The sequence below is a fragment of the Pseudomonas sp. EB271-G4-1 genome, assembly GCF_058791355.1.
On the sequence record NZ_JBYTEO010000001.1, the window covers coordinates 155,088 to 178,799 of the forward strand.

Consider the following 23,712-nt stretch of genomic DNA (forward strand, 5'->3'; position numbering starts at 1 on the left):
CATGAACGGCCTCGCTTGTGGCGAAAACGTCAGAGCACTTGCCCCCGTATAAGGAGCCCCGGAGCGCTTGTTAATGGCTCTCTGGCAGGCGAAAAAAGGCGCAACTATTCCGATGCAAGGAAGCGACGTCTAATGCCGTAAACGCCTACCCTATGCCGAATCGGCATGAGGTTTTTTGAGTGAAACGCGCGTCCCAACCGGTTCGAATACGACATATTGGCAGGCATAAGTGCCGTGAACCGGCCATTACAGAGCAGATTGTATGTTTTTTGAACAGCGGGGAAGGGTGTCAAAATGATTGGAATTCAGCAGATCTGCGCAGAGATATGAGCGCAAAAGAAAGGCGATTTTTCTCGATGTACGGTCGCTCATGACGCCCTTGGGGACTTTTCCCGCAGGTGCTGCAACCTTCAAGCACTACGCAAGCTCGTCGAACCCAACTCGGCCGGCGAACTTGCGTGGCAGCTTTACCTGACCCGGCCCTTGCGCAGGCACTCCCTGTACCCGTAGGTCACTCCGCCCCTGAAGCAGGCAGAACGTCCCGACCCCTTGGTCATGCGCCTTTCCTTCCTCAGGTGGCGCAGTGGGAAAGAAGCGATGTGCTTCTTTCGCGTCTTGAACTTTGTTCAGCCACGACCGCGACGGCTAAAGAAGAAAGATGCAATGAACATCACCAGGAACACGACAAAGAGAATCTTGGCGATACCCGTGGCGGTGCCCGCGATACCACCGAAGCCCAGGACGGCGGCGACAATGGCAATGATCAGGAACGTGATTGCCCAGCTCAACATGATGATTCTCCTTACGCTTCTATTAAGAGGTGTTGCTATCCCGGCGCGTCGAGCGCACCAAGTTGATGTGCTCAGAACACCCAGCGTTCCTGACGGGGCATCTCATTGGCCGGTTGCGCCTGGTCGACGTCCATCATTCTCATCGGGGTGTTATCTACCAAACCGCTGCCTGCCGCGCTGAAATGGGTTTGGGTCGGATGCTCAAACGAAATGCGCGGGGCTTCTGGCTGCTGACTCTGTTCCCATAGAAGAAACTGTTGACCGGCGATCAAGGTGATCACCAGTGCAAGTACCGCAAACAGGCCTTGCTGAACATGCAGTGGCGAGAAATGCAATTGGGCGGCAAGTTGGCGATTCATCCTGAAGCTCCTCCCACGCTGGGGAAATCAGACTGAGGGCCTTTGTTTCTTGCCCTGCGTTAATCAGGTTATTGCAGCCTGCATGCCAGCTTTTTTTATTAAAAAAAACCTTTAAAAACAACAAGTTATGTTTGTCGTGTGAATGTGAGTCGACGCATCCTGCACGATGAGCCCTCGTCCGGTCGTGCGTAATGCACGACTCTTGGCAAACACATCGCAATCTTTTTGAATTGAGAGGAGGGCGCGGCTGTCAGAAATGGACGCAAAGGCATCTCTGATAAAGGGGTTTTGCGTTCCAGTAAGCTAATTTCGGGCGTTGCAGCGAGGGGACAGGAGTTAGCTACCCTGCTAAGGCAGGAATGGATCAGAATAAACCATGCAACTTGCCCGATTTTTCCGGGACTAACCAAGATCATTCTTTAAGGAGCGTAGGAAAATGGAATCCGCCACTGAGCATCAAGGCCGCATTCTTCTGGTAGATGATGAGTCTGCCATCCTGCGAACCTTCCGCTATTGCCTTGAAGATGAAGGCTACAGCGTTGCGACCGCTAACAGCGCTGCGCAAGCTGAAGCCTTGCTGCAACGTCAAGTTTTCGACCTGTGCTTCCTCGATTTGCGCCTGGGGGAGGACAACGGTCTGGACGTTCTGGCACAGATGCGCATCCAGGCCCCATGGATGCGCGTGGTGATCGTCACCGCGCATTCGGCCGTAGACACCGCCGTTGATGCGATTCAGGCGGGTGCCGCGGATTATCTGGTCAAGCCGTGCAGCCCCGATCAATTGCGCTTGGCCACGGCCAAACAGCTGGAAGTGCGGCAATTGTCGGCTCGTCTGGAGGCTCTGGAAGGTGAGATGCGTAAACCCAAGGAAGGTCTGGACTCTCACAGCCCGGCCATGAAGGTCGTGCTCGAGACCGCCCGCCAGGTGGCCAATACCGATGCCAACATCCTGATCCTTGGGGAGTCCGGCACCGGTAAAGGCGAGTTGTCCCAGGCGATTCACGGCTGGAGCAAGCGCTCGAAAAAATCCTGTATCACCATCAACTGTCCGTCGCTGACGGCCGAGCTCATGGAAAGCGAGTTATTCGGCCACAGCCGGGGTGCATTTACCGGTGCCAGTGAAAGCACCTTGGGGCGCGTCAACCAAGCCGATGGCGGAACCTTGTTTCTCGACGAAATCGGCGATTTTCCCCTGGTGTTGCAACCAAAGTTACTGCGTTTCATTCAAGACAAGGAATACGAGCGGGTGGGTGACCCCGTCACGCGTCGGGCCGATGTGCGCATTCTTGCGGCCACCAACCAGAACCTGGAAGACATGGTCCGCGACGGGCGTTTCCGCGAGGACCTGTTGTATCGGCTCAATGTCATTACGTTGCACCTGCCACCTCTGCGCGAACGCCGGGAAGACATTCTCAACCTCGCAGACCGGTTTCTGGCCCGTTTCGTCAAGGAATATGCACGTCCGGCGCGGGGTTTCAGCGACGAGGCCCGTGAAGCGCTCCTGGGTTACCGCTGGCCGGGGAACATTCGCGAGCTGCGTAACGTAGTGGAGCGTGCGAGCATTATTTGCCCGCAGGAGCGGGTCGAGATCAGCCACTTGGGCATGGCCGAAGCGCCGATCAACAACGCACCGCGTATTGGTGCGCCGTTAAGCCTGGATGAGCTGGAAAAGGCCCATATCGGTGCCGTCCTTGCCACCGCAGGCACGCTGGATCAAGCCGCCAAGACCTTGGGAATCGATGCGTCGACGCTGTACCGCAAGCGCAAGCAGTACAACCTGTGAGTTCGCGGCGATGAAACCGGCGATGAAGTTGCAGACCCGGCTTTTCCTCAGCATTTCTGCACTGATCACTGTCGCACTGCTTGGGCTACTGCTCGGTCTTGTCAGTGTGCTGCAGATGGCTGGGAGCCAGGAAGCGTTGGTGCGCAACAACTTCGTCACTCTGGACCTGGGGCTCAAATTGCGACAGACGCTGGGTGATCAGCTGCTCATCATGCTCAGTGAAAAAAGCGATCCCGCCGCCCTCGAGGCGTCCAAGCAGCGTTACCTTGAGTTGCTGGAGGAAGGCATTGCCCAGGAACCCTCAGATGAAACCCACGGCTTCAAAAAGGCCAAGGCCGATTATTTGAGCTTTATGGGTGCGTATGAAGTGTCCGCTGACCCGACGCGCGTACTCAGTGGCAACGATGAGCTGACCGAAAAATTCAATCTATTGCGCAATGGCTTGATCACGGAGCACAAGCGGGCGCTGGATGACATCAGCACTGTCGAACGCAAAGCCCGTGAGCGTGCACTGCTGATCGCCGGGCTGCTTGGCCTGGTTGGGCTGGCGGTGTTGATCATCGGCTTCATTACCGCACACGCCATCGCCCGGCGATTCGGTGAGCCCATCGAGGCTCTGGCGCAGGCAGCGGATCGTATTGGCCAGGGTGATTTCGACGTCACGCTGCCGGTGTCTTCGGCCGTGGAGCTGAATCAGCTGACCCGGCGCTTCGGGATCATGGCCGAGGCTTTGCGTGAACATCAGGCCACTAACGTCGATGAGTTGCTGGCGGGACAGCAGCGTTTACAAGCGGTGCTCGACGGTATCGACGATGGCTTGCTGATGATTGATCGCCAGGGGAATCTGGAGCACCTTAACCCCGTAGCGCAGCGCCAGTTAGGCTGGGACTCCGATCGGCTCGGGCGAGGCTTGGGTGAGGCGCTGGAGCATCCCGAACTCGATGAGCAACTGCAACTGGTACTTCGTGGCGGTACGCTGGAACGTATGCCGGATGACCTGAGCATCGAGGTCGATGGCGAGACGCGGTTGCTGACGTATAGCCTGACGCCGGTCATCCACACCCAAGGGCATATTCTCGGTGCAGTGATGGTGCTGCACGATGTGACTGAACAGCGTGCTTTCGAACGAGTGCGTAGCGAGTTCGTCTTGCGCGCCTCCCATGAACTGCGCACGCCCGTGACTGGCATGCACATGGCATTTGGGCTGTTTCGCGAGCGCTCGCATTTTCCACCGGAGTCCCGGGAGGCGGACCTGCTGGACACGGTAAACGAAGAAATGCAGCGGCTGATGCAACTGATCAATGACTTGCTGAATTTCTCCCGTTACCAGAACGGCTTGCAGAAACTCACCCTGGCGCCATGCTCCATCGAGGATTTGCTGGAGCAAGCGCAGATTCGCTTTACCGACGGGGCGCGAGAGAAGGGTGTCGAGCTGTTGGTAGAAGTCCAGGGGCCCTTGCCACGGTTGCAAGCCGATCAGGCGCAACTCGACCGGGTGCTCGACAATCTGATCGATAATGCACTGCGTCATACCGCCACCGGCGGGCGGATACGCCTGCAAGCCAGGCGTCATGGGGAACGGGTCATCATCAGCGTCGAAGATAACGGTGAAGGCATCGCCTATGGCCAACAGGGCCGGATCTTCGAGCCGTTTGTCCAGGTCGGCCGCAAGAAAGGCGGGGCCGGCCTCGGTTTGGCGTTGTGCAAGGAAATTGTGCAGCTGCATGGAGGACGAATGGGTGTTTACTCGAGACCGGGGCAGGGGACTCAGTTTTATATGACGTTGACGGTGTAAGCGCTTTTTACGCTTCGTCATCCAGGCGTCGACCGGCCAGTCGGCGGCCTCGGGTTATCAGCTCAATGAACTGCACCGCACTTAATGCATGGGCAAACAGCCAACCCTGGCCGAATCTCACCCCCTCACTGCTGAGGAGCGCCGCCTGGGCTTCATGTTCGATGCCTTCGGCAATCACCTTCAAATGCAGTGACTGGGCCATGTGAATAATATGCGGCGCAACACCGCTGCTCGCTGCGTCATGGCCCAGCGCATCGATGAACGCTTTGTCGATTTTCAGGCAATCCACCGGCAAGGTCTGCAGATACGCGAGACTGCAGTAGCCGGTGCCAAAGTCATCGATCAGTACCTGGTGCCCGACATCCCGCAAGGCTTGCAGGTTTTCCCGGGCCACCACCACATCGATCAATCCGCGTTCGGTGACTTCAAAGGCAATCTGCTTGGCCGCGACCCGGTGCAGGGTCAGCAAGCGAGCCATCACTTGGCCGATCCGCGGGATCATGACATCGCAGGCCGCCAGGTTGACCGAGATGTACAACTGCGGGTTGGCCCGCAGCAGTTGCCCCAGTTGCTCAAGCAGGCGTTGCAGGACAAAGTCGGTCATCTGGCGGATTTGCCCGGTGTTCTCTGCCATCGGGATAAACAGGTCGGGACTGGTCAGGGTGCCGTCCGGCCTTCGCCAGCGCAGCAAGGCTTCGGCCCCGACGCAGTTGCGGCTGTCGAGGTCAAAGATCGGCTGATAGAGCACCTGCAACTCACCTCGGCGGATGGCTCCCGTCAGCTCTGCGTCAAGTGACTGGCGCTGGCGCACCAGCAAAAACACCAGGAAACCTACGCAAAGAGCCAATAGCAGACAGGCAGGCAGCAACCACCACCACACGGGCGGTATATGGGTGCCACTGCGCGGGCTGATCAGCACCAGTTGGTATTCCGGGTTGTCGGTGGGCATGCGGTAAATCAAGCGTGTCTGGGTGACTTGCAGCGCATCGCGGGTTTTTGGCGGCCATTGGCTCGGTGGCCAGGCTTGCGAGACGCCCAGTACCGGAATTGCCCGGGTGCCATGGTCAAGTACCACCAGCAGGCTGCTTCCCGGCGAAAGGTCGACCATGTCGGTCAAATGGCCGCGAGATGTCGCAACCCGGAAATTGCCGCGTCCGAGCATCAGCGCGGCACGGTTTTCATCGGGTTCGGTGGTGGTATTCAACCAGTAACTGTAGGTGGGGCCCTTGATGTCCGGTGGGCGTATCAATGACAAACCTTCCTGGCGCGGACGATTGGAACAGATTCGCGAGGCGTCCATGTAGGCTGCCTCATAGACGAAGCGATAATTGAAGGTGACCTGCTGCAAAGTCGCGATCATGTCGTCATCGCAGCTGCGCAACGGCTGGGCTTCCAGGTCGTCAAGGCTTTCGCGCAATTGCCCGAACAGTTGCTCCAGACGAGCAAGAAAACGTTCACCCTGGGCGTTCATTTCCCAGCTTTCGTTTTGCTCAACCTGGTGAATGGCAACGAAGTAACTGCCGGCCATCATCAACGTAGCGCTCAAGACAGCAGCCAGCATCGCCAGAAACCAAGGGCGATAGAACCAGCTGCGAAGTGTCTCTCGAGCAACAGTCATTATGTAATATCCGACGAATTACCAATGAGTTATAGCTGCTATTTGAGAAACGCGCTGACCGTCGGGCGATCGTCATTATTTTGTCTGATTTAAAACCTGAAGCAGCGCGGCCGTTTGTGCATCCGGCGTACCGTCGAAGCGCGACGGTCGGAAATGCATCTGGAAGGCCGCCAGCACGTGGCGGGTGGCGACGTCCAGTTCGCCCGTTTGCGGTGTGTCATAACCGACGCGTGCCAGTTGTGCCTGATACCAGCTGATGCTCGGCAGCTGTGTTTCGAACCGGGTCTGCTGACGGGCTACGGCTTGTTCGTTCGGCCAAATACCCAATCCTTGCTCAGCCAGGCGCTTCCAGGGAAACAAGGGCCCCGGATCCAGCTTGCGCAAGGGGGCGATGTCGCTATGCCCGACAATGCTGCGAGGACTGATTGCGTAGCGCTGGCTAATGTCCTTGAGCAGGACGATCAGGGACTCGATCTGCGCTTCGGAGTAGGGATACCACAGGCGCCCGGTCGGGGTGTCCTTGAAGCCCGGGTTGACGATTTCGATGCCGATGGAACTGGAATTCATCCAGGTCCGGCCTTGCCATTGGCTTTCTCCGGCGTGCCAGGCCCGCAGGTTTTCATCCATCAGCTTGTAGATGGTCGCCTTCTTGTCGTCGCCGATCAGGTAGTGGCTGCTGACTTCGCCATGGGTTAGCAGTTGCAGCGAGCGCTCCTGTGATGCATTGGTGTAGTGGAGCACGACGAACTGAATACGGCTGTCGTGATTGGCCGAAGCATGGCTGGTGTCGTAGCGGGGACCGCTGGCGCAGCCGGCCAGCAGGATCAGCGACACGATGAGAGCAAGATATTTCATGGGGAAGCCAACACGCTAAAGACAGTAATGCAACAGTGTAACGTACTGTCTTGTGCGTGTTGGGCCATCGCAACGATTTGAACAACATGGAGCGATAAGCGCTCAGCCTGGCTCCACCCGGTTGCGCCCGGCATTTTTTGCACGGTACAGCGCCTGATCAGCTCTTTTGAGCACCGCATCGCCATGCTCGCCGGCCCTGAAAGCCGCCAGGCCTATGGAGAGGGTGATGGTCACCGGTTCACCCCTGAAGTGAAAAGGGCAGGCTTCGATAGAGGCGCGCAGGGTTTCCAGGAGTTTCATGCCGTTCGCCGGGGCTGTGGACGGCATTAGCAGGACAAATTCCTCGCCGCCAAACCGCGCAATGAAATCAGTTGGGCGCAGGCGTTTACGCAGCACATTGGCAATGATTTTCAGGACTTTGTCGCCCGCCAGGTGCCCGTAATTATCATTGATGCGCTTGAAGTGATCGAGGTCGAGCATGGCCAGCATCAGGGTGTTGCCGTGTTGCTGCCATTGGCCGATCTCATACTCAAGGCGCTCGCTCCAGGCCGCGCGGTTTGGCAGTCCGGTCAGCGGATCGATCAAGGCTTTCTGGCGTTGCTCTTCGAGGTGCTCGCGAAATCCCTGGGCTTCCTGTTCCATATGGGCAACCCGCTCGGCCAGGCTCTGCAGGCGGGCCGCCACTTCCTGCTCGCGCTCATCGCGCTGCTGGCGGTGCTGGTCCATGGTGCCGAGCAAGACTTCCAGATGGTTTTCCAGCACGTGCTTGAGATCATCCAGATCGGCCGCTTCCTGCACGCTGTTCTGCAAGCCGTCGACCTGTTCGCGAATCTGCGTGTCCATCGCATGTGCGGCGGATCGGCTGTCGGCATGGCCAGCGCTGGCGGCCTGCAAGTTGCTCTGGAACGATTCCAGGCGTTCGTTGAGCCGCTGCAGATAAGCTTCGAATTCGTGTTGGCCACCGTCGGAGATTGCCAGCATCAAAGTCGCCAGATCGTCGAGAATCGGCAGCAACTCGTACCAGTTAAGGCCATTTTTCAGCCGTTCACGCATTGATTCGGCTTGGGGGCGATGACGCTCCGGTACTGTCAGATCCTCGAGCAAGCCCAGCAAGGTATCTTCGATGTGTTTGGCCACCGAGCTATAGGACGGCTCGGGCGAGTCGGGCAGGGCGTAGAGCATGTCTTGCTCGGGCTGCTGCGGATCGATCGCAGCCAGTGCCTGGGCGATGGGCGAGGGCAGCGGCAGGGTATCGAGCAGTACCGCCGGGCTCAATTCGTCGGGATTGACTGCCGTTTCAGCTGGGAGGGTGGGAGTGCCGACAGGTTCGGACAGTCTCACGGGTTGTAGCGATTCGGCTTCGGCCATGACTTGCGCAGGCCGGGCCGGCGCTTGCTGTGGCTCCAGGGCTGGCGCAACAGCAATGGGCTGGGTCGTATCTGGCGTTACTTGCAGCACCTGCGGCACGGTGTCTGCAATGACCGGTCGGGTTGCGACCACGGACGCCGGAACGGTTTCGGCCGTCTGCACGATAAGAGCGTGTTCTGCGGGGACGGTCGCCTCTTCGGTGTCACGCTGACCGAACAGCCGCTGCAGCAGTCCCGGTCGTTCCGGTTCCGCCGGACTTTCCAGCTGGCTCAGGGCCTTGCCCTGCAGTCCGCTCAGCTCGCCGAGCAGTAGCGGGATCTCGCGTGCCTGGCTGACGCGACTGTCCAGTTGTTTGGCGAAGTGCTTGAGGGGGCGGCTCACTTCCCGGGGTAGCGGTAATGTTTGCAGCTGCGTGACCAGGGCGGTGAGTGCGGCGCTGGTCTGGTTGACCCGGGTTTCCCGACGCTGCTCGGAGTCGAGTACGGCTTTTTCAAGGCGAGGCAGCAGGGCGGCGAGTCCGGCGTCCATGTCGTCGGTGCGCACGACTTCGCGCATCTCCTTCATGCATTGGTCAACGGCGCGGTCGGTGCCTTCCGCTGCCAGCGTGCTGCGCACCAGTCCCCGGCGCAACAGGTCTAGCCTGGCATCCCAGCGACGTTCGAGCTTTTCCTGTTGTTCGATGCTTTGCAGGTACTTCTCTTTCCAGCGTTGTGCTTCGTCGCTCATTCATGGGATCCGCGGGGGGCAGGACTCAACGCGGGCAATGCATCGGCCGTGAGCGAACCCGGCAGACGAATCTCTACCGCGACCGGCAGGTGATCGGAAATGGGTTGTGCCAGCACCTCGACCTTTTCAAGGGTCAGGCTCGGGCTCAGTAGAATATGGTCCAGGCAGCGCTGCGGGCGCCAGCTTGGGAACGTCGCTTCCATTTGCGGGGCCAACAGCCCGAGGTCGCGCAATGGAGAGTGTTGCAGCAGGTCACTGGCGTGGGTGTTCATGTCGCCCATCAGCACCTGGTGCTTGTAACCGCCAATGACTTCGCGAATGTAAGCCAATTGCATGCTGCGGGCTCGCGCGCCCAATGCCAGGTGCATCATGACCACCACCAGCGCTTCCGGACCTTCGCCGAAGCGCACCAGAATCGCTCCGCGGCCCTTCGGCCCTGGCAGTGGATGATCCTCGATCGCCCAAGGCCGCAGGCGACTGAGCACACCGTTGCTGTGCTGGCCGAGGCGTCCGAGATTGCGATTGAGTTGTTGATACCAGTAGGGAAAGGCGCCGAGCTGGGCCAGGTGTTCGACCTGGTTGACGTAGCCTGAACGCAGGCTGCCACCATCGGCTTCCTGAAGGGCGACCAGGTCGAAGTCACCCAGCAGATTGCCGATCTTTTGCAGATTGTCGGCACGCCCGGTGTGCGGCAACAGATGTTGCCAGCCCCGGGTCAGGTAATGCCGATACCGCTCGGTGCTGATACCCACCTGGATATTGAAGCTGAGCAAGCGCAGACGGCTGTCGGCGGGCAGGCCTGTCGATTCCAGGTGATGTTCGTTGACCCGCGGATCATGCAGGCCAACGATGCGTTCGGTTCCCCAGCGGCGCATGGCGGGCGCCTCGCTCAGTTGGCGGCAGCCTTGTTAGCCGCTCGCTCTTGATCGACCAGTTTATCGGCCAGTTGCAGGGCTTGTTCAGCGCCGCCGGCGGAACCTACGTCAAAACGATATTTGCCGTTGACGATCATGGTCGGAACCCCGGTGATTTCATATTTTTTCGCCAGCTCTCGCGCCTTGTTGATCTGGCCCTTGATGGCGAAGGAGTCAAACGTGGCGAGGAACTTGTCCTTGTCGACGCCCTGGGTGGCCAGGAAGTCCGCCATATCGTTCTTGTCGGTCAGCTTCTTGTGTTCTTTCTGGATGGCTTCGAACACTGCAGCATGGACCTTGTGCTCGACGCCCATGGCTTCGAGGGTCAGGAACATCTGGCCGTGTGCATCCCATGGGCCGCCGAACATGGCCGGAATACGTACGAAATTCACGTCCGAAGGCAGTTTTTCAACCCATGGGTTGATCACGGGTTCAAAGGCGTAGCAGTGCGGGCAACCGTACCAGAACAGCTCCACCACTTCGATCTTGCCGGGCACGGCGACCGGCACCGGGTTGCTCAGCTCGACATAAGGTGCAGCGGGGGCTTCAGCGGCTTGGGCAGTCATGCCGAACAGGCTGGCAGCGGCAAAAACGGCGCTGATGATCAGATTACGCATGCTTTACTCCTGGACAATTTTTTCGCCTCGCGAGACCTGATTTCAGACAGGTCATGGCGGGCTTGAGTTCTGTAGTGTAACGGCAGCGGCCACAAAAAAGGGCGGCCAAAGCCACCCTTTTTATACTTGCTGTGACGGATTAATCGAGCGTTAACGCTGCAAGGGTTCTATGCCTTGCGCAACGCCCGATCCATCGGTCTTAGTGCAGGCCCTGGATATAGCTGGACACTGCGGCGATGTCTTCGTCGCTCAGCTTTTTGGCAATGCTCTGCATCGGTTTGGTATCGCCGTCGTTATTGCGACCGCCTTCTTCCTTGCGGAAGTCAGTCAGTTGCTTGGCGATATATTGAGCGTGCTGGCCACCCAGGTGTGGGAAGCCGGCGGCCGCGTTGCCCGCGCCATTTGGCGAGTGGCAGCCGGTGCACGATGGCAGGCCCTTGGCCAGGTCGCCGCCACGGAACAGTGCTTCACCGCGAGCCACGATTTTCGGGTCGGCGGCACCGACGCTGCCCTTCTGGCTGGCGAAGTAGGCGGCGATGTCCGCCAGATCCTGGTCGCTCAGGTTGGTCAGCAGGCCGGTCATTTCCAGGACGGTGCGCTTGCCCGACTTGATATCGTGCAACTGCTTGGTCAGGTAGCGTTCACCCTGGCCTGCCAGTTTTGGAAAGTTAGGCGCCATGCTGTTGCCATCCGGGCCATGACAGGCGCCACATACGGCGGCTTTTGCCTGGCCTGCGGCGGCGTCACCAGGTTTGACTGGCTCACCTGCAGCATGGGCAATGCCGGAGATCCCCACGGTCAACAGCAGACTCACGATCAATTTGTTCATCAGCTAATCCAACTACGGCTAAGGGTTAAGTTATGGACCGGGTTTACTCGCTCATCCAGCGGATGATGGCTTGGTAATCCTCGGCACTGCAGTCCATGCACAAACCACGCGGCGGCATCGCCTTGAAACCCTGGGTCACGTGTTGCACCAGCGTCTCCATACCTTTCGCCAACCTCGGCTTCCAAGCTTCCTGATCGCCCTTGCGGGGCGCCATGGGTAGTTGGCCGGAATGACAGGCACCACAAACACGGTTGTACACAGTTTCCGGATCCTGTGTAGCCTGAGCGCTGTAAAGCGGCATCAAGACTCCGGTAACTAGCAGCCATTTCGTCATAAAACGACCTTTTCAGGGTTGAGAGCGATCTGCGTTCTAGTGCGCAATCAAGGTCTGTCGCTCTCGTGAACTTCATCCTGCATCGGGACAAAGCGCACACAAAATCTGCGGCATTATATACTGGCGTCACTGAAACGGAAGCGACACTGCTTGCCGCGCCCATTCCTGGCGCCGCCCACATCGGAAATCCCATGCAACTCAAGAATCCCATCCTCGGTCTGTGCCAACAGTCCACCTTCATGCTCAGCGCCGCCAAAGTCGACCAATGTCCGGATGACGAGGGCTTTGAAGTCGCCTTCGCCGGGCGTTCCAACGCCGGCAAGTCCAGTGCCCTGAACACCCTGACGCATGCCAGCCTGGCGCGAACCTCGAAAACGCCGGGGCGCACGCAACTGTTGAACTTCTTCAAGCTAGACGATGAACGCCGTCTGGTCGACCTGCCGGGCTACGGTTATGCAAAAGTACCGATCCCGCTCAAGCAACACTGGCAGCGTCACCTGGAAGCTTACCTGGGCGGTCGTGAGAGCTTGAAAGGTCTGATCCTGATGATGGACATCCGCCACCCGATGACCGACTTCGACCTGTTGATGCTCGATTGGGCCGTCGCAGCCGGCATGCCGATGCACATTTTGCTGACCAAGGCGGACAAGCTGACCTACGGCGCGGCCAAGAACACATTGCTCAAGGTGCAATCGGAAATTCGCAAGGGTTGGGGCGATGCTGTGACGATCCAGTTGTTTTCGGCCCCTAAGCGCATGGGCCTGGAAGACGCCTACACTGTATTGGCGAACTGGATGGAACTGCCGGACAAAGGCGCTGACGAAGTAACTGGATAAGCGTGAAAAAACTGTCTCAGGAGCGGTCAGGCCAGCGTGGCGTGACCGAATCAGGCAGTTTTCAGGCAAAAAAAACCCCGGACTTCTATGGGGAGGGGGAAGTTCCGGGGTTCAAGTTCTAGACCGCTAGGGCGGGGTCCAGATATCTGCCAACACTTAACACAACATAGGAGCATCGAAGGGCTTCACCAGCCATTCAGTAAATCTGAGTGGCCTTGGCGAGATTAGTTCAGTTTATTTTCAGAAGCTTTGGAATAAACCCAATCACTTTTTGGACTAAGCAGCGCAGGTTGGGGTCTGCCGCGGCATCATGCCGCAGCAGCGTTTTGCACTCAGTGCGCCTCATCCCAGTTATTGCCTACCCCGACTTCCACCAGCAATGGCACATCCAGTTTCGCTGCACCGCTCATGTGCAGGCGAATCTCGTTGCTGACTTGATCGACAAGGTCCTCGCGCACTTCCAGTACCAATTCATCGTGGACCTGCAGAATGACCTTGGCGTCCAGGCCGGAGGAGGTCAGCCATCCATCCACGGCCACCATGGCTTTCTTGATGATGTCGGCTGCCGTGCCTTGCATCGGCGCGTTGATGGCCGTGCGTTCGGCTGCGGCACGCTCCTGCGGCTTGTTGGAATTGATCTCCGGCAAGTACAGCCGTCGCCCGAAGAACGTTTCCACGTAGCCTTGATCCGCGGCCTGCACGCGGGTGCGATCCATGTATTCGCGCACACCGGGATAACGGGCGAAGTAGGTGTCGATGTACGCCTTGGCGGTCTTGGTATCAACGCCGATGTCCTTGCCGAGTTTTTGCGCACCCATGCCATAGATCAGGCCGAAGTTGATCGCCTTGGCGCTGCGACGCTGGTCGGAGGTGACCTGGTCCAGTTCGACCTTGAACACTTCGGCAGCGGTGGCGGTGTGCACGTCCAGGTTATTGCGGAAGGCATTCATCAGGCCTTCATCGCGAGACAGGTGCGCCATGATCCGCAGTTCAATCTGCGAATAGTCGGCAGCCAGCAGCTTGTAGCCGGCCGGGGCGACAAAGGCCTGGCGGATACGCCGGCCTTCCGCGGTGCGCACCGGGATGTTCTGCAGATTCGGGTCGCTGGATGAGAGACGCCCGGTGGACGCCACGGCCTGGTGATAGGAGGTGTGGATGCGCCCGGTGCGTGGATTGATCTGTTCCGGCAGACGGTCGGTGTAGGTGCTTTTGAGCTTGCTCATGGAGCGGTATTCCATCAGCACCTTGGGCAGTCGATAGTCGTCCTCGGCCAGCTTGGCCAGCACTTCTTCGGCGGTCGATGGTTGGCCCTTGGCGGTCTTTTTCAGCACCGGCAACCCGAGTTTCTCGTAAAGGATGACGCCGAGCTGCTTGGGTGAGCCCAGGTTGAATTCCTCTCCGGCAATCTCGAAGGCTTCACGCTCCAGCGCCACCATCTTATCGCCCAGTTCGATGCTCTGCACGCCCAGCAGGGCGGCATCTACGAATGCGCCTTGGCGTTCGATACGTGCGAGCACAGGCACCAGGGGCATTTCGATGTTCGTAAGCACGCTGGCCAGGGTCGGGATGGCGGACAGCTTGTCGAACAAGGCCTGGTGCAGGCGCAGGGTGATGTCCGCGTCCTCGGCGGCGTAAGGCCCGGCCTGCTCCAGCGCAATTTGATCGAACGTCAGTTGCTTGACGCCTTTGCCGGCAATGTCCTGGAAACTCACGGTGGTGTGATCCAGGTATTTCAGCGCCAGGCTGTCCATGTCATGGCGGGTGGCTGTGGAATTGAGCACATAGGATTCGAGCATGGTGTCGAAAGCGACGCCGCGCACGGTGATGCCGTTGGCCTGATCGCCACCGATGGCGCAGTTGGCGAGAATGTTCATGTCGAACTTGGCGTGCTGGCCGACCTTGAGTTTGTTCGGGTCTTCCAGGATCGGCTTGAGGGCGCGCAGGACGGTGTCGCGATCCAGTTGCTCGGGTACGCCGATGTACGAGTGGGTCAACGGGATGTAGGCCGCTTCGTTGGCTTGCACCGCAAAAGACAGGCCCACCAGTTGTGCCTGCTGTGCGTCGATGCCGGTGGTTTCGGTGTCGAAGGCGAACAGCTTGGCGTTTTTCAGTTTATCCAGCCAAACGTCGAATCGCGCTTGATCGAGGACGGTTTCATAGCGGGTTTCTGACGTTGTCGCCGGCACTTCAGCTTCAGCTCCGGCTTCGGCGGCACTGAACAGGTCGACTATCGGAGCAGGCTCAGAGGCAGCACCGCTCAATTCAAGACGCTTGGCGTCCCGATCAAGATCGTTCAGCCAGCTTTTGAATTCCAGCAGCGTGTAGAGCTCGTAGAGCTTGGCTGGATCTTCCGGGCCCATTTGCAAGTCGTCGAGGCCAATGTCCAGCGGCACATCGACCTTGATGGTCGCCAATTGGTAGGAGAGGAACGCCATCTCCCTGTGCTCTTCGAGCTTGGCCGGCAGGGTCTTGGCGCCGCGGATCGGCAGGGTTGGGACGATGTCGAGCTGCGCGTAGAGCTCGGTCAAGCCACCATTCACACCCACCAGCAGGCCGGAAGCGGTCTTTGGACCGATGCCCGGAACGCCTGGGATGTTGTCGGACGAATCGCCCATGAGTGCCAGATAATCGATGATCTGCTCGGGAGCGACGCCGAATTTCTCCTTCACGCCCTCTACGTCCATGCTGCTACCGGTCATGGTATTGACCAAGGTAATGTGGCCGTCGACCAACTGCGCCATGTCCTTGTCCCCGGTGGAGATGATCACCGGGCGATCGGCCGCCGCGCTGCTGCGGGCCAGCGTGCCGATCACGTCATCGGCCTCGACGCCTTCTACGCACAGCAGCGGGAAGCCCAGGGCGATCACGCTTTGATGCAGGGGCTCGATCTGCACGCGCATGTCGTCGGGCATGCTCGGCCGGTTGGCCTTGTATTCGGCGTACATGTCATCGCGAAATGTCCCGCCCTTGGCATCGAATACCACGGCGAAGGGACTGTCCGGGTACTGCTTGCGCAGACTCTTGAGCATGTTCAGCACGCCCTTGACCGCGCCGGTGGGCAAGCCTTTGGACGTGGTCAGCGGTGGCAACGCGTGAAAGGCGCGGTACAGGTAAGAAGAACCGTCCACCAGGACGAGGGGGGCTTGGCTCATGAGCAGGATCAACCTTTTCGGCGGGTCTGGCGCTAGAATAGCGGGACCGTTGACGACAAAGGGACAAGGTTATCATGCGCACACTAAATCGCCTGTTGCTGGCTGGCTTGTTTGCAATTACACCGTTGGCCGTCATGGCGGCGGACGATGCGCCATCGCCAGATCCGGAAGTGACCATTCGCACGGAAGGCGACAAGGTCATTCAGGAGTACCGCCAAAACGGTTTCCTGTATGCGATCAAGGTCACGCCGAAGGGCGCACCGCCGTATTTTTTGGTGCGCGCGGATGGGACCGATGCAAACTTCATCCGCTCGGATCAACCGGATATGCTGATACCGTCGTGGAAGATCTTTGAGTGGAAGTAGTTTCTTAATTTCAATCGGCGTTGGCTCAAGGGCGGCGCCTCGTACTGGCAGTTTAACCATGTCTGTGTTTACCCCCCTGGCTCGGCCCGAGCTGGAAGCTTTTCTCGCCCCTTATGGCCTAGGCCGCCTGCTTGATTTCCAGGGGATTGCCGCCGGTAGCGAAAACACCAATTTCTTTATTAGCCTGGAGCAGGGCGAATTCGTCCTGACCCTGGTCGAGCGCGGCCCGGTCCAGGAGATGCCGTTCTTCATCGAATTGCTCGACGTGCTGCACGAAGCCGACCTGCCGGTGCCTTACGCGCTGCGCACTACCGACGGTGTCGCGTTGCGCGAGCTGGCCGGCAAGCCTGCGCTGCTGCAACCGCGCCTGGCCGGCAAGCACATCAAGCAAGCCAACGCACAGCATTGCGCGCAAGTAGGCGAGTTGCTTGCTCACCTGCACCTGGCGACCCAGGCCAAGATGATCAAGCGCAAGACCGATCGTGGCCTGGACTGGATGCTGGAAGAGGGCGCGCAATTTCTCTCGCACCTCAATGCCGGGCAGAAAGCTTTGCTGGAGCGGGCGCTTGAAGAAATCACACAGCAGAAAGAGAAAATTCTGGCGTTGCCACGCGCCAATATCCACGCCGACCTGTTCCGCGATAATGCGATGTTCGAAGGCACGCACCTGACCGGTCTGATCGATTTCTACAACGCCTGCTCGGGGCCGATGCTCTACGACGTGGCGATCGCCTTGAACGACTGGTGTTCGGACGATGACGGCTTGATCGACGGCCCACGGGCGCGGGCGTTGCTGGGGGCTTATGCCGCGTTGCGTCCGTTCACCGCGGCCGAGGCCGAGCTGTGGCCGACCATGTTGCGGGTGGCGTGTGTGCGCTTCTGGTTGTCGCGCTTGATCGCGGCGGAGTCGTTTGCCGGGCAGGACGTGTTGATTCACGATCCGATGGAGTTTGAGCTGCGGCTAGCCCAGCGGCAGACGGTCAATACCCCGCTGCCTTTCGCCCTGTAGGAGCGAGCATGTCGAATCGTCGCACCGTCGCGATGGTGGTTAACGATGACGCGGGGTGCCTGACACCCCGCGGTGCTGGGGATTTCTTCGCGAGCATGCTCGCTCCTACAGAGAGCTGGGTTGTTACAACGACTCCAGGCACCCCGCCAAATCATTCCCCAACTTCTCCAAAATCTGCTCATACCCCTGGGCGGTCGCCGGCGTATACCCGCCCAGCGCATCCAGCTCCGCCAGTTTCACCGGGAGCCCGGCCACCAGGGTTTCCGCCAGGCGCGGGCGTAGCGGTGGTTCGCTGAATACACAGGTCTTGCCGACTTCCTGCAGCCGCGCACGCATCGCCGCCACATGCTGGGCACCGGGCTGCACTTCGGCGGCGACACTGAACACACCGGCGTGCTTCAGGCCGTAGGCGTCTTCGAAGTAGTCGAACGCTTCGTGGAACACGAAGTAAGGTTTGCCTTCAATACCCCTCAGGCGTTTCTTCAGGCGTGCATCCAGCGCATCGAGGCGCTCGTCAAATGCCTTCAGGTTGCTCTGGTAGCGTGCCGCGTTGACCGAGTCGGCTGCACTCAGATCCGCCGCCATCTTCGCTGCGATAACCCGGGCGTTGGCCGGCGATAGCCACAAATGCGCATCCAGGCTGCCCGGGCGATGGTCATGGTCATGTTCGTCCGCTTCTTCAGCGTGGGAATGGTTGTCTTGGGCGAAATGTCGCAGTTTCAGGCCAGGAAGGTCCTGCACGGCAACGCTCGGCAGCGTACGACCATTGAGCACTCGCGGCATGAAACCTTCCATGTCCGGCCCGATCCAGTACAGCAGATCCACCGATTGCACCTTCCGTACGTCGGATGGGCGCAAGGCATAGTTATGCGGCGAGGCGCCGGGTGGCAACAAGACTTCCGGGATCGCCACGCCGTCCTGTACGGCAGCGGCGATCAGCTGTAGCGGCTTGATGCTGGTGAGGACCTTGACTTCGGCTTGCGCTGAGCCGATCAGCAGAAAACTTGTGAAAATTGCGACAAAGATGGAAAAAAGTCGGGACACGATGACCACTCGAAGAGGCGAGAACGGGTAACATAATAACGTCTCTCACAATACTCGTCGCCGCTCATGCCTAAAACACCGATAGCCAGCCGTCCTCACGACCACTCTCATTGCGTTCACAGCGCACTGTCTGAGGCCGACGCCCTGTGCGCGCGCCAGGGTTTGCGCCTGACCGCGTTGCGTCGGCGGGTGCTGGAACTGGTGTGGCAAAGCCATAAGCCACTGGGGGCCTATGATATTCTTGCGGTCCTCAGTGAGCAGGACGGGCGCCGGGCCGCACCCCCAACGGTTTACCGCGCTCTGGATTTCCTGCTGGAAAACGGCCTGGTACACCGTATCTCCTCGCTCAACGCCTTCATCGGCTGTAATCACCCGACGCACGCCCACCAGGGTCAGTTCCTGATCTGCCGTGAATGCCACGCCGCCATCGAACTCGAACAGAAGTCCATCAGCGACGCGATCATCGCCAGTGCCAGGGACGTCGGGTTTGTCGTCGAAGGCCAGACCGTTGAAGTGATCGGTCTCTGTTCGGGCTGCCAGGGGGCTTGATGAGCAACGCGCTGATCCGCCTCGAGCAGGTTGCCGTCACGTTTGCCGGGCAACCGGTGCTGGATAACATCGAACTGAGCGTCGAGCCGGGGCAGATTGTGACCCTGATCGGCCCCAATGGCGCTGGCAAGACCACACTGGTGCGCGCCGTGCTCGGTCTGCTGAAGCCCGACAGTGGCAGCGTCTGGCGCAAGCCGAAACTGCGGGTCGGCTACATGCCGCAAAAGCTGCATGTCGACCCGACCCTGCCGCTCTCGGTGCTGCGCTTCTTGCGCCTGGTGCCGGGTGTGGATCGCGCGATGGCGTTGGCCGCGCTCAAGGAAGTCGGCGCCGAGCAGGTGATCGACAGCCCGGTGCAAAGTGTTTCCGGCGGTGAGATGCAACGTGTCCTGTTGGCCCGGGCCTTGTTGCGTGAGCCTGAGCTGCTGGTGCTCGACGAACCGGTACAAGGCGTCGACGTGGCCGGCCAAGCTGAACTCTATAGCCTGATCACCCGCCTGCGAGACCGTCACGGCTGCGGTGTGTTGATGGTTTCCCACGATTTGCACCTGGTGATGAGCACCACCGACCAGGTTGTTTGCCTGAATCGCCATGTCTGCTGCTCCGGCCACCCCGAGCAGGTCAGCGGCGATCCGGCATTTGTCGAGCTTTTCGGAAAAAACGCACAAAGCCTGGCGATTTATCACCACCACCACGACCACGCCCACGATCTGCACGGCTCGGTGGTCAAGGCGCCCACATCGGGTCATACCCATGTTCACGGAGATAGCTGCAAGCATGGCTGATTTTCTGCTCTACGCCCTGCTTGCAGGATTGGCTCTGGCAGTTGTGGCGGGCCCGCTGGGCTCCTTCGTGGTCTGGCGGCGCATGGCCTATTTCGGCGACACCCTGTCCCACGCGGCATTGCTGGGCGTGGCGCTGGGCTTTTTGCTGGATGTCAGCCCGACAGTGGCCGTCACCGTCGGCTGCTTGCTGTTGGCGGTGTTGCTGGTGACCTTGCAACAGCGTCAGCCGTTGGCCTCCGACACGCTTTTGGGAATTCTCGCACCCAGCACCCTCTCTTTGGGCCTGGTGGTACTAAGCTTCATGCACGAAGTGCGGATCGACCTGATGGCCTATCTGTTCGGTGACTTGCTGGCGATCAGCCCGACCGATCTGGCATGGATCCTCGGGGGTAGCGCTGCGGTGCTGGCGTTGTTGGTGACATTGTGGCGGCCATTGCTGGCAATCACGGTGCACGAAGAGTTGGCGAGGGTCGAAGGGCTGCCGGTGGCGGGATTGCGCCTGGCGCTGATGCTGTTGATCGCCGTAGTGATTGCCGTGGCGATGAAAATCGTCGGTGTGTTGCTGATCACATCGTTGTTGATCATTCCGGCCGCCGCGGCACAACGTCACGCCCGCTCACCGGAGCAGATGGCACTGGGCGCCAGCCTGCTGGGCGTGCTCGCCGTGTGTGGCGGGTTGGCGTTGTCCTGGTTCAAGGACACCCCGGCGGGCCCGTCGATTGTAGTGGCGGCCGCCGCGCTGTTTCTGCTGAGTTTTGTTCTGCCCCGTCGAGGGGTGTAGACTTGCTCGTTTTTTGCGCAAATAGAGAGTCGCAGGAATGAAGTCGTTCGCCTCCCGTTATCTGCTCCTTGTCGCATTTTCTTTGCTGCTGGGCGCTTGCCAAAGCACGCCACCGGCAGCCACCGAGGCCCCGGATGCGCGGGCCACGGCCATTGCACAGCTGGAACAAAGCCTGGCCAGCAGCGAGCTGGCCACAGCCGAGAATCAATTGGCAGCGTTGCAGGCCGAGTCCCCCAACGATCAGTCCCTAGAGCAATACCAGCGTCAACTGGCCGAAGCCTATCTGCTACGTAGTCAGATCGTCCTGCAAAAGGGCGATGTAAACGCTGCTGCCACCGCATTGGCCCGGGCTCGGGTCTTGATGCCTAAAGCGCCTGCGCTGACCGGTGGTGTCAACGGTGCCATCGCACAAGCCCGCAAGGCTGAGCTGGAAAAGGCCGAAGCAGACCTCAAGTCCGCCGAAGCCAAGCGCAAGGCCAAGGTCATTGACCCTGAGGCTGAAAGCACGACGGTGAAGCTGAAAATCACCGATATGGGGAAAATGCGTCGTCAATTGGATGCTATTGCCGCCGATGTGGTGAATTTTCAGTGCGATGTGAGCCTTCAGGTTCCGCGTACCGATGATTATCCTTGGCTGGCCAATTTGTTGATCAAGCGCGTGCAGAAGCTCGATCCGCAGTTTGATCTGAAGCTGGATCGGCAGATTCTGCGCAGCGTTCCGGCGCAGATGGTATTGAGTCCCCGCAAAGCCCCTTGAAAGCATCGCGGGCAAGCCCGCTCCCACAGGGTTTCGGGTCGGCCGCACATTTTTTGGCCAACTTGTCCACTGTAGGAGCGGGCTTGCCCGCGATGGCATCCTATCCGACGATAAAGCTTTCTAGGCCGGAATCGCTTTAGCCTTCGGCTCCCTGTCCCAAACCCGATGCTGTCCAATCGCGGCAAAGAATGGCTTGGCCAACTTGCTATCCGCCCCTATGACCAACCCCGCATCAACCTCCAGTTTCAACACATCCAGCAACTGCTTCGCCTCACCGTGCAACGCAATCGCTTTCAAATGCTTGTAAGCCTCCAGTACGTAATGCAACGCCACACCGTCAGTGCTCAGCGCCTTGATCGATGCCGCGCCTCCAGGCACGAACACAGCGTCGAATGTTACTGAAGGCGAGCCTTCCATGGACGCATCTACCGGCAACGACTTGCCATCGGAGGTTTTCACCGGGGCCGAGGTCGGGCCGAGCAATTTGGCATGCGCCCCTTCAGCTTCCAGCGCTTTCTTCATGGCATCGATTGCTGCCCCGTCCACGCCGTCGGCCGCCAGGATCGCTACCTTCCGGGTTTTGATGTCGCCTGGCAGCAGGTTGGCCTGGCTCAGGGCCGGCGAGCGGTCCGGGGACGTTTTCGGTACATCGACGGTCCCCGCTTTCGGCGCCGCAAGCCCGAGGTTCTGTGCCACCCGTTTGGCCAGCTCCAGATCGATGTTGGCCAGGATTTCATTCACTTGCCTGGCCCGGATGAACTCACGCTCAACCTTGCCCAACTCAAAGCTGTATGCCGCGATGATGTGTTCTTGCTCATGCTTGCTCATGCTGTGGAAAAACAGCCGTGCCTGGGAGAAGTGGTCGCTGAACGACTCGCTGCGCTGCCGGATCTTGTTGGCGTCGATGCGCTCCGCATAACTTTCGAAACCGCCGTCCTGGGCGGCAGGAGGTGTTTCTTTCGGCCATCCGCCGTCGATGGAGTTGGGTTCGTAGGACGCACGCCCCTTGTCGATGGTGGTGCGGTGTAATGCATCACGCTGGCCGTTGTGGAGTGGTGTTACTGGACGGTTGATCGGGATTTCATGAAAATTCGGTCCACCAAGTCGGCTGATCTGCGTATCGGTGTAGGAAAACAGCCGACCTTGCAGCAACGGATCATTGGAGAAGTCGATCCCGGGCACGATATGCCCCGGGCAGAATGCAACCTGCTCGGTTTCGGCGAAGAAATTGTCCGGGTTGCGGTTGAGCGTCATTTTCCCCAGTGGCGTAATGGGCACGAGCTCTTCAGGAATCAGCTTGGTGGGGTCGAGGATGTCGAAATCGAAGGCGTGTTCGTTTTCCTCCTCAATAATCTGCACGCCGAGTTCCCATTCCGGGTAGTCACCCATCTCGATGGCTTCCCAGAGATCGCGGCGGTGATAATCGGTGTCTTTACCCGCCAGTTTCTGCGCTTCATCCCACACCAGCGAGCAGGTCCCGGCGGCGGGGCGCCAGTGGAATTTGACGAAACGCGATTTACCTTCGGCGTTGATCAACCGGAAGGTGTGCACGCCGAAACCTTGCATGCTGCGCAGGCTTTTCGGAATTGCCCGGTCGGACATGGCCCAGATCACCATATGGGCTGATTCAGGTTGCAGTGAGACAAAGTCCCAAAACGTATCGTGGGCCGAGCCGCCAGTAGGGATTTCATTGTGAGGCTCGGGTTTTACTGCATGGACAAAGTCGGGAAATTTGATGGCGTCCTGGATGAAAAACACCGGCATGTTATTGCCCACCAGGTCGAAGTTGCCTTCATTGGTGAAAAACTTCACAGCGAAACCACGTACGTCCCGCACGGTATCGCCTGAACCACGGGGCCCCTGCACGGTGGAAAAACGCACGAACACCGGCGTTTTCTGCGCCGGGTCTTGCAGGAAACCGGCCTTGGTCAGTACTGAGTGGTTCTCGTAAGTCTGGAAGAAACCATGGGCACCCGTGCCTCGGGCATGCACGATACGCTCGGGGATGCGCTCATGGTCAAAGTGCGTGATTTTTTCACGCATGATGAAGTCTTCCAGCAACGATGGCCCTCGGGCGCCGGCTTTCAAGGTGTTCTGATTGTCCGCCACCTTCACGCCCTGATTGGTACGCAAGGCCTGACCGGTGGCGTCGGAACGGAATTTTTCCAGGCTATCGAGCTTGGTATTGGTGTTGCTGCGGTCCAGGGTATCGGTCCCGGCCAGTGCGCTCTTGGGGGCGGCAGGCTTCTTGGTGCTCATCAGGCATGACTCCTCGGGGATTGTTTCGAGTGGCCTAATTAGTGACTGATGACGTTTCGAGCCGTTCCTTTTATCTGACCTTTGATCGCGTTATTGCCAAATGACTGGTTGAATACGAAATAAATGCTAAGAACTGCTATACGGACAGGCTAAAATGCGCGCCCGGCTAACCGCTGATCCTTTTCC

The 23,712-nt window shown here is 59.1% G+C and carries 21 protein-coding genes; 9 read left to right on the top strand and 12 right to left on the bottom strand.

The window, feature by feature from the left end; genetic code table 11:
• Nucleotides 1–626: 626 nt before the first annotated feature.
• Complete coding sequence (locus AC3WWR_RS00730; RefSeq protein WP_020798027.1) at nt 627–791, bottom strand: DUF1328 domain-containing protein; 165 nt, start codon at nt 789–791, stop codon at nt 627–629.
• Nucleotides 792–862: 71 nt separating this feature from the next.
• The gene (locus tag AC3WWR_RS00735) at nt 863–1,150 is read right to left on the bottom strand and encodes a hypothetical protein (RefSeq protein WP_083349947.1); all 288 of its coding nucleotides are present in this window, start codon (nt 1,148–1,150) and stop codon (nt 863–865) included.
• Nucleotides 1,151–1,586: 436 nt separating this feature from the next.
• Between AC3WWR_RS00735 and algB the strand changes: the two genes are divergently transcribed.
• Nucleotides 1,587–2,933 carry a sigma-54-dependent response regulator transcription factor AlgB gene (gene algB, locus AC3WWR_RS00740; protein ID WP_020798029.1) on the top strand — a complete coding sequence of 449 codons (1,347 nt, stop codon included), beginning with the start codon at nt 1,587–1,589 and terminating at the stop codon, nt 2,931–2,933.
• Between the two features lie 10 nt (nt 2,934–2,943).
• Nucleotides 2,944–4,728 carry a KinB sensor domain-containing domain gene (locus AC3WWR_RS00745; protein WP_168757034.1) on the top strand — a complete coding sequence of 595 codons (1,785 nt, stop codon included), beginning with the start codon at nt 2,944–2,946 and terminating at the stop codon, nt 4,726–4,728.
• Between the two features lie 7 nt (nt 4,729–4,735).
• Here AC3WWR_RS00745 and AC3WWR_RS00750 read toward each other — a convergent pair whose 3' ends face one another.
• From AC3WWR_RS00750 to AC3WWR_RS00780, 7 genes are all read right to left on the bottom strand, one after another.
• Nucleotides 4,736–6,346: an EAL domain-containing protein gene (locus AC3WWR_RS00750; RefSeq protein WP_020798031.1), complete on the bottom strand. Its 1,611-nt coding sequence runs from the start codon at nt 6,344–6,346 to the stop codon at nt 4,736–4,738.
• 75 nt (nt 6,347–6,421) lie between these two features.
• On the bottom strand, nt 6,422–7,201 hold the full coding sequence (locus AC3WWR_RS00755) for an N-acetylmuramoyl-L-alanine amidase (RefSeq protein WP_033038845.1): 780 nt from the start codon (nt 7,199–7,201) through the stop codon (nt 6,422–6,424).
• Nucleotides 7,202–7,303: 102 nt separating this feature from the next.
• Entirely contained in the window at nt 7,304–9,295 is a 1,992-nt protein-coding gene (locus AC3WWR_RS00760; protein ID WP_492598396.1) for a GGDEF domain-containing protein, read from the bottom strand.
• Entirely contained in the window at nt 9,292–10,170 is an 879-nt protein-coding gene (locus tag AC3WWR_RS00765) for an endonuclease/exonuclease/phosphatase family protein (RefSeq protein ID WP_020798034.1), read from the bottom strand. Before AC3WWR_RS00765 ends, AC3WWR_RS00760 begins: the two co-directional genes overlap by 4 nt.
• 14 nt (nt 10,171–10,184) lie before the next feature.
• Nucleotides 10,185–10,826 (bottom strand): thiol:disulfide interchange protein DsbA/DsbL, encoded by a 642-nt coding sequence (locus AC3WWR_RS00770; protein ID WP_020798035.1) that lies wholly within the window; start codon nt 10,824–10,826, stop codon nt 10,185–10,187.
• A gap of 199 nt (nt 10,827–11,025) precedes the next feature.
• A complete protein-coding gene (locus AC3WWR_RS00775; RefSeq protein ID WP_033038853.1) occupies nt 11,026–11,655 on the bottom strand; it encodes a c-type cytochrome in 630 nt (209 codons plus the stop codon).
• A 43-nt stretch (nt 11,656–11,698) separates the two neighbouring features.
• The gene (locus AC3WWR_RS00780) at nt 11,699–11,989 is read right to left on the bottom strand and encodes a c-type cytochrome (protein WP_033038856.1); all 291 of its coding nucleotides are present in this window, start codon (nt 11,987–11,989) and stop codon (nt 11,699–11,701) included.
• Between the two features lie 191 nt (nt 11,990–12,180).
• Between AC3WWR_RS00780 and yihA the strand changes: the two genes are divergently transcribed.
• Complete coding sequence (gene yihA / locus AC3WWR_RS00785) at nt 12,181–12,825, top strand: ribosome biogenesis GTP-binding protein YihA/YsxC (protein WP_020798038.1); 645 nt, start codon at nt 12,181–12,183, stop codon at nt 12,823–12,825.
• Between the two features lie 332 nt (nt 12,826–13,157).
• Here the strand turns inward: yihA and polA are convergent, their stop codons facing one another.
• Nucleotides 13,158–15,977, bottom strand: coding sequence for a DNA polymerase I (gene polA, locus AC3WWR_RS00790; RefSeq protein WP_033038859.1), 2,820 nt, complete (start codon nt 15,975–15,977; stop codon nt 13,158–13,160).
• 74 nt (nt 15,978–16,051) lie between these two features.
• Here polA and AC3WWR_RS00795 point away from each other — a divergent pair, with 74 nt between their 5' ends.
• Nucleotides 16,052–16,342, top strand: coding sequence for a DUF2782 domain-containing protein (locus AC3WWR_RS00795; RefSeq protein ID WP_020798042.1), 291 nt, complete (start codon nt 16,052–16,054; stop codon nt 16,340–16,342).
• Nucleotides 16,343–16,400: 58 nt separating this feature from the next.
• Nucleotides 16,401–17,351 (top strand): homoserine kinase, encoded by a 951-nt coding sequence (locus AC3WWR_RS00800; protein ID WP_020798043.1) that lies wholly within the window; start codon nt 16,401–16,403, stop codon nt 17,349–17,351.
• A 123-nt stretch (nt 17,352–17,474) separates the two neighbouring features.
• On the opposite strand, the gene AC3WWR_RS00805 is transcribed toward AC3WWR_RS00800, so the two are convergent.
• Complete coding sequence (locus AC3WWR_RS00805; RefSeq protein WP_042955429.1) at nt 17,475–18,395, bottom strand: zinc ABC transporter substrate-binding protein; 921 nt, start codon at nt 18,393–18,395, stop codon at nt 17,475–17,477.
• Between the two features lie 66 nt (nt 18,396–18,461).
• On the opposite strand from AC3WWR_RS00805, the gene zur reads away from it, so the two are divergent.
• From zur to AC3WWR_RS00825, 4 genes are read left to right on the top strand one after another with little or no spacing between them, the layout of a single operon-like run.
• Entirely contained in the window at nt 18,462–18,944 is a 483-nt protein-coding gene (gene zur, locus AC3WWR_RS00810; RefSeq protein WP_033038868.1) for a zinc uptake transcriptional repressor Zur, read from the top strand.
• Nucleotides 18,944–19,729: a zinc ABC transporter ATP-binding protein ZnuC gene (gene znuC / locus AC3WWR_RS00815; RefSeq protein WP_020798046.1), complete on the top strand. Its 786-nt coding sequence runs from the start codon at nt 18,944–18,946 to the stop codon at nt 19,727–19,729. The genes zur and znuC overlap by 1 nt, the downstream gene beginning before the upstream one ends.
• Entirely contained in the window at nt 19,722–20,510 is a 789-nt protein-coding gene (gene znuB, locus AC3WWR_RS00820) for a zinc ABC transporter permease subunit ZnuB (protein ID WP_020798047.1), read from the top strand. The genes znuC and znuB overlap by 8 nt, the downstream gene beginning before the upstream one ends.
• Before the next feature lie 37 nt (nt 20,511–20,547).
• Nucleotides 20,548–21,267: a PA5502 family lipoprotein gene (locus tag AC3WWR_RS00825; protein ID WP_151143780.1), complete on the top strand. Its 720-nt coding sequence runs from the start codon at nt 20,548–20,550 to the stop codon at nt 21,265–21,267.
• A gap of 120 nt (nt 21,268–21,387) precedes the next feature.
• Here AC3WWR_RS00825 and katE read toward each other — a convergent pair whose 3' ends face one another.
• Entirely contained in the window at nt 21,388–23,547 is a 2,160-nt protein-coding gene (gene katE / locus AC3WWR_RS00830; RefSeq protein ID WP_277352214.1) for a catalase HPII, read from the bottom strand.
• Nucleotides 23,548–23,712 lie beyond the last annotated feature (165 nt).

Bases quoted from the DNA above. Each gene is read 5' to 3' on its own strand.
- AC3WWR_RS00730 (WP_020798027.1), bottom strand. From the start codon at position 791: ATGTTGAGCTGGGCAATCACGTTCCTGATCATTGCCATTGTCGCCGCC.
- AC3WWR_RS00735 (WP_083349947.1), bottom strand. From the start codon at position 1,150: ATGAATCGCCAACTTGCCGCCCAATTGCATTTCTCGCCACTGCATGTT.
- algB (WP_020798029.1), top strand. From the start codon at position 1,587: ATGGAATCCGCCACTGAGCATCAAGGCCGCATTCTTCTGGTAGATGAT.
- AC3WWR_RS00745 (WP_168757034.1), top strand. From the start codon at position 2,944: ATGAAACCGGCGATGAAGTTGCAGACCCGGCTTTTCCTCAGCATTTCT.
- AC3WWR_RS00750 (WP_020798031.1), bottom strand. From the start codon at position 6,346: ATGACTGTTGCTCGAGAGACACTTCGCAGCTGGTTCTATCGCCCTTGG.
- AC3WWR_RS00755 (WP_033038845.1), bottom strand. From the start codon at position 7,201: ATGAAATATCTTGCTCTCATCGTGTCGCTGATCCTGCTGGCCGGCTGC.
- AC3WWR_RS00760 (WP_492598396.1), bottom strand. From the start codon at position 9,295: ATGAGCGACGAAGCACAACGCTGGAAAGAGAAGTACCTGCAAAGCATC.
- AC3WWR_RS00765 (WP_020798034.1), bottom strand. From the start codon at position 10,170: ATGCGCCGCTGGGGAACCGAACGCATCGTTGGCCTGCATGATCCGCGG.
- AC3WWR_RS00770 (WP_020798035.1), bottom strand. From the start codon at position 10,826: ATGCGTAATCTGATCATCAGCGCCGTTTTTGCCGCTGCCAGCCTGTTC.
- AC3WWR_RS00775 (WP_033038853.1), bottom strand. From the start codon at position 11,655: ATGAACAAATTGATCGTGAGTCTGCTGTTGACCGTGGGGATCTCCGGC.
- AC3WWR_RS00780 (WP_033038856.1), bottom strand. From the start codon at position 11,989: ATGACGAAATGGCTGCTAGTTACCGGAGTCTTGATGCCGCTTTACAGC.
- yihA (WP_020798038.1), top strand. From the start codon at position 12,181: ATGCAACTCAAGAATCCCATCCTCGGTCTGTGCCAACAGTCCACCTTC.
- polA (WP_033038859.1), bottom strand. From the start codon at position 15,977: ATGAGCCAAGCCCCCCTCGTCCTGGTGGACGGTTCTTCTTACCTGTAC.
- AC3WWR_RS00795 (WP_020798042.1), top strand. From the start codon at position 16,052: ATGCGCACACTAAATCGCCTGTTGCTGGCTGGCTTGTTTGCAATTACA.
- AC3WWR_RS00800 (WP_020798043.1), top strand. From the start codon at position 16,401: ATGTCTGTGTTTACCCCCCTGGCTCGGCCCGAGCTGGAAGCTTTTCTC.
- zur (WP_033038868.1), top strand. From the start codon at position 18,462: ATGCCTAAAACACCGATAGCCAGCCGTCCTCACGACCACTCTCATTGC.
- znuC (WP_020798046.1), top strand. From the start codon at position 18,944: ATGAGCAACGCGCTGATCCGCCTCGAGCAGGTTGCCGTCACGTTTGCC.
- znuB (WP_020798047.1), top strand. From the start codon at position 19,722: ATGGCTGATTTTCTGCTCTACGCCCTGCTTGCAGGATTGGCTCTGGCA.
- AC3WWR_RS00825 (WP_151143780.1), top strand. From the start codon at position 20,548: ATGAAGTCGTTCGCCTCCCGTTATCTGCTCCTTGTCGCATTTTCTTTG.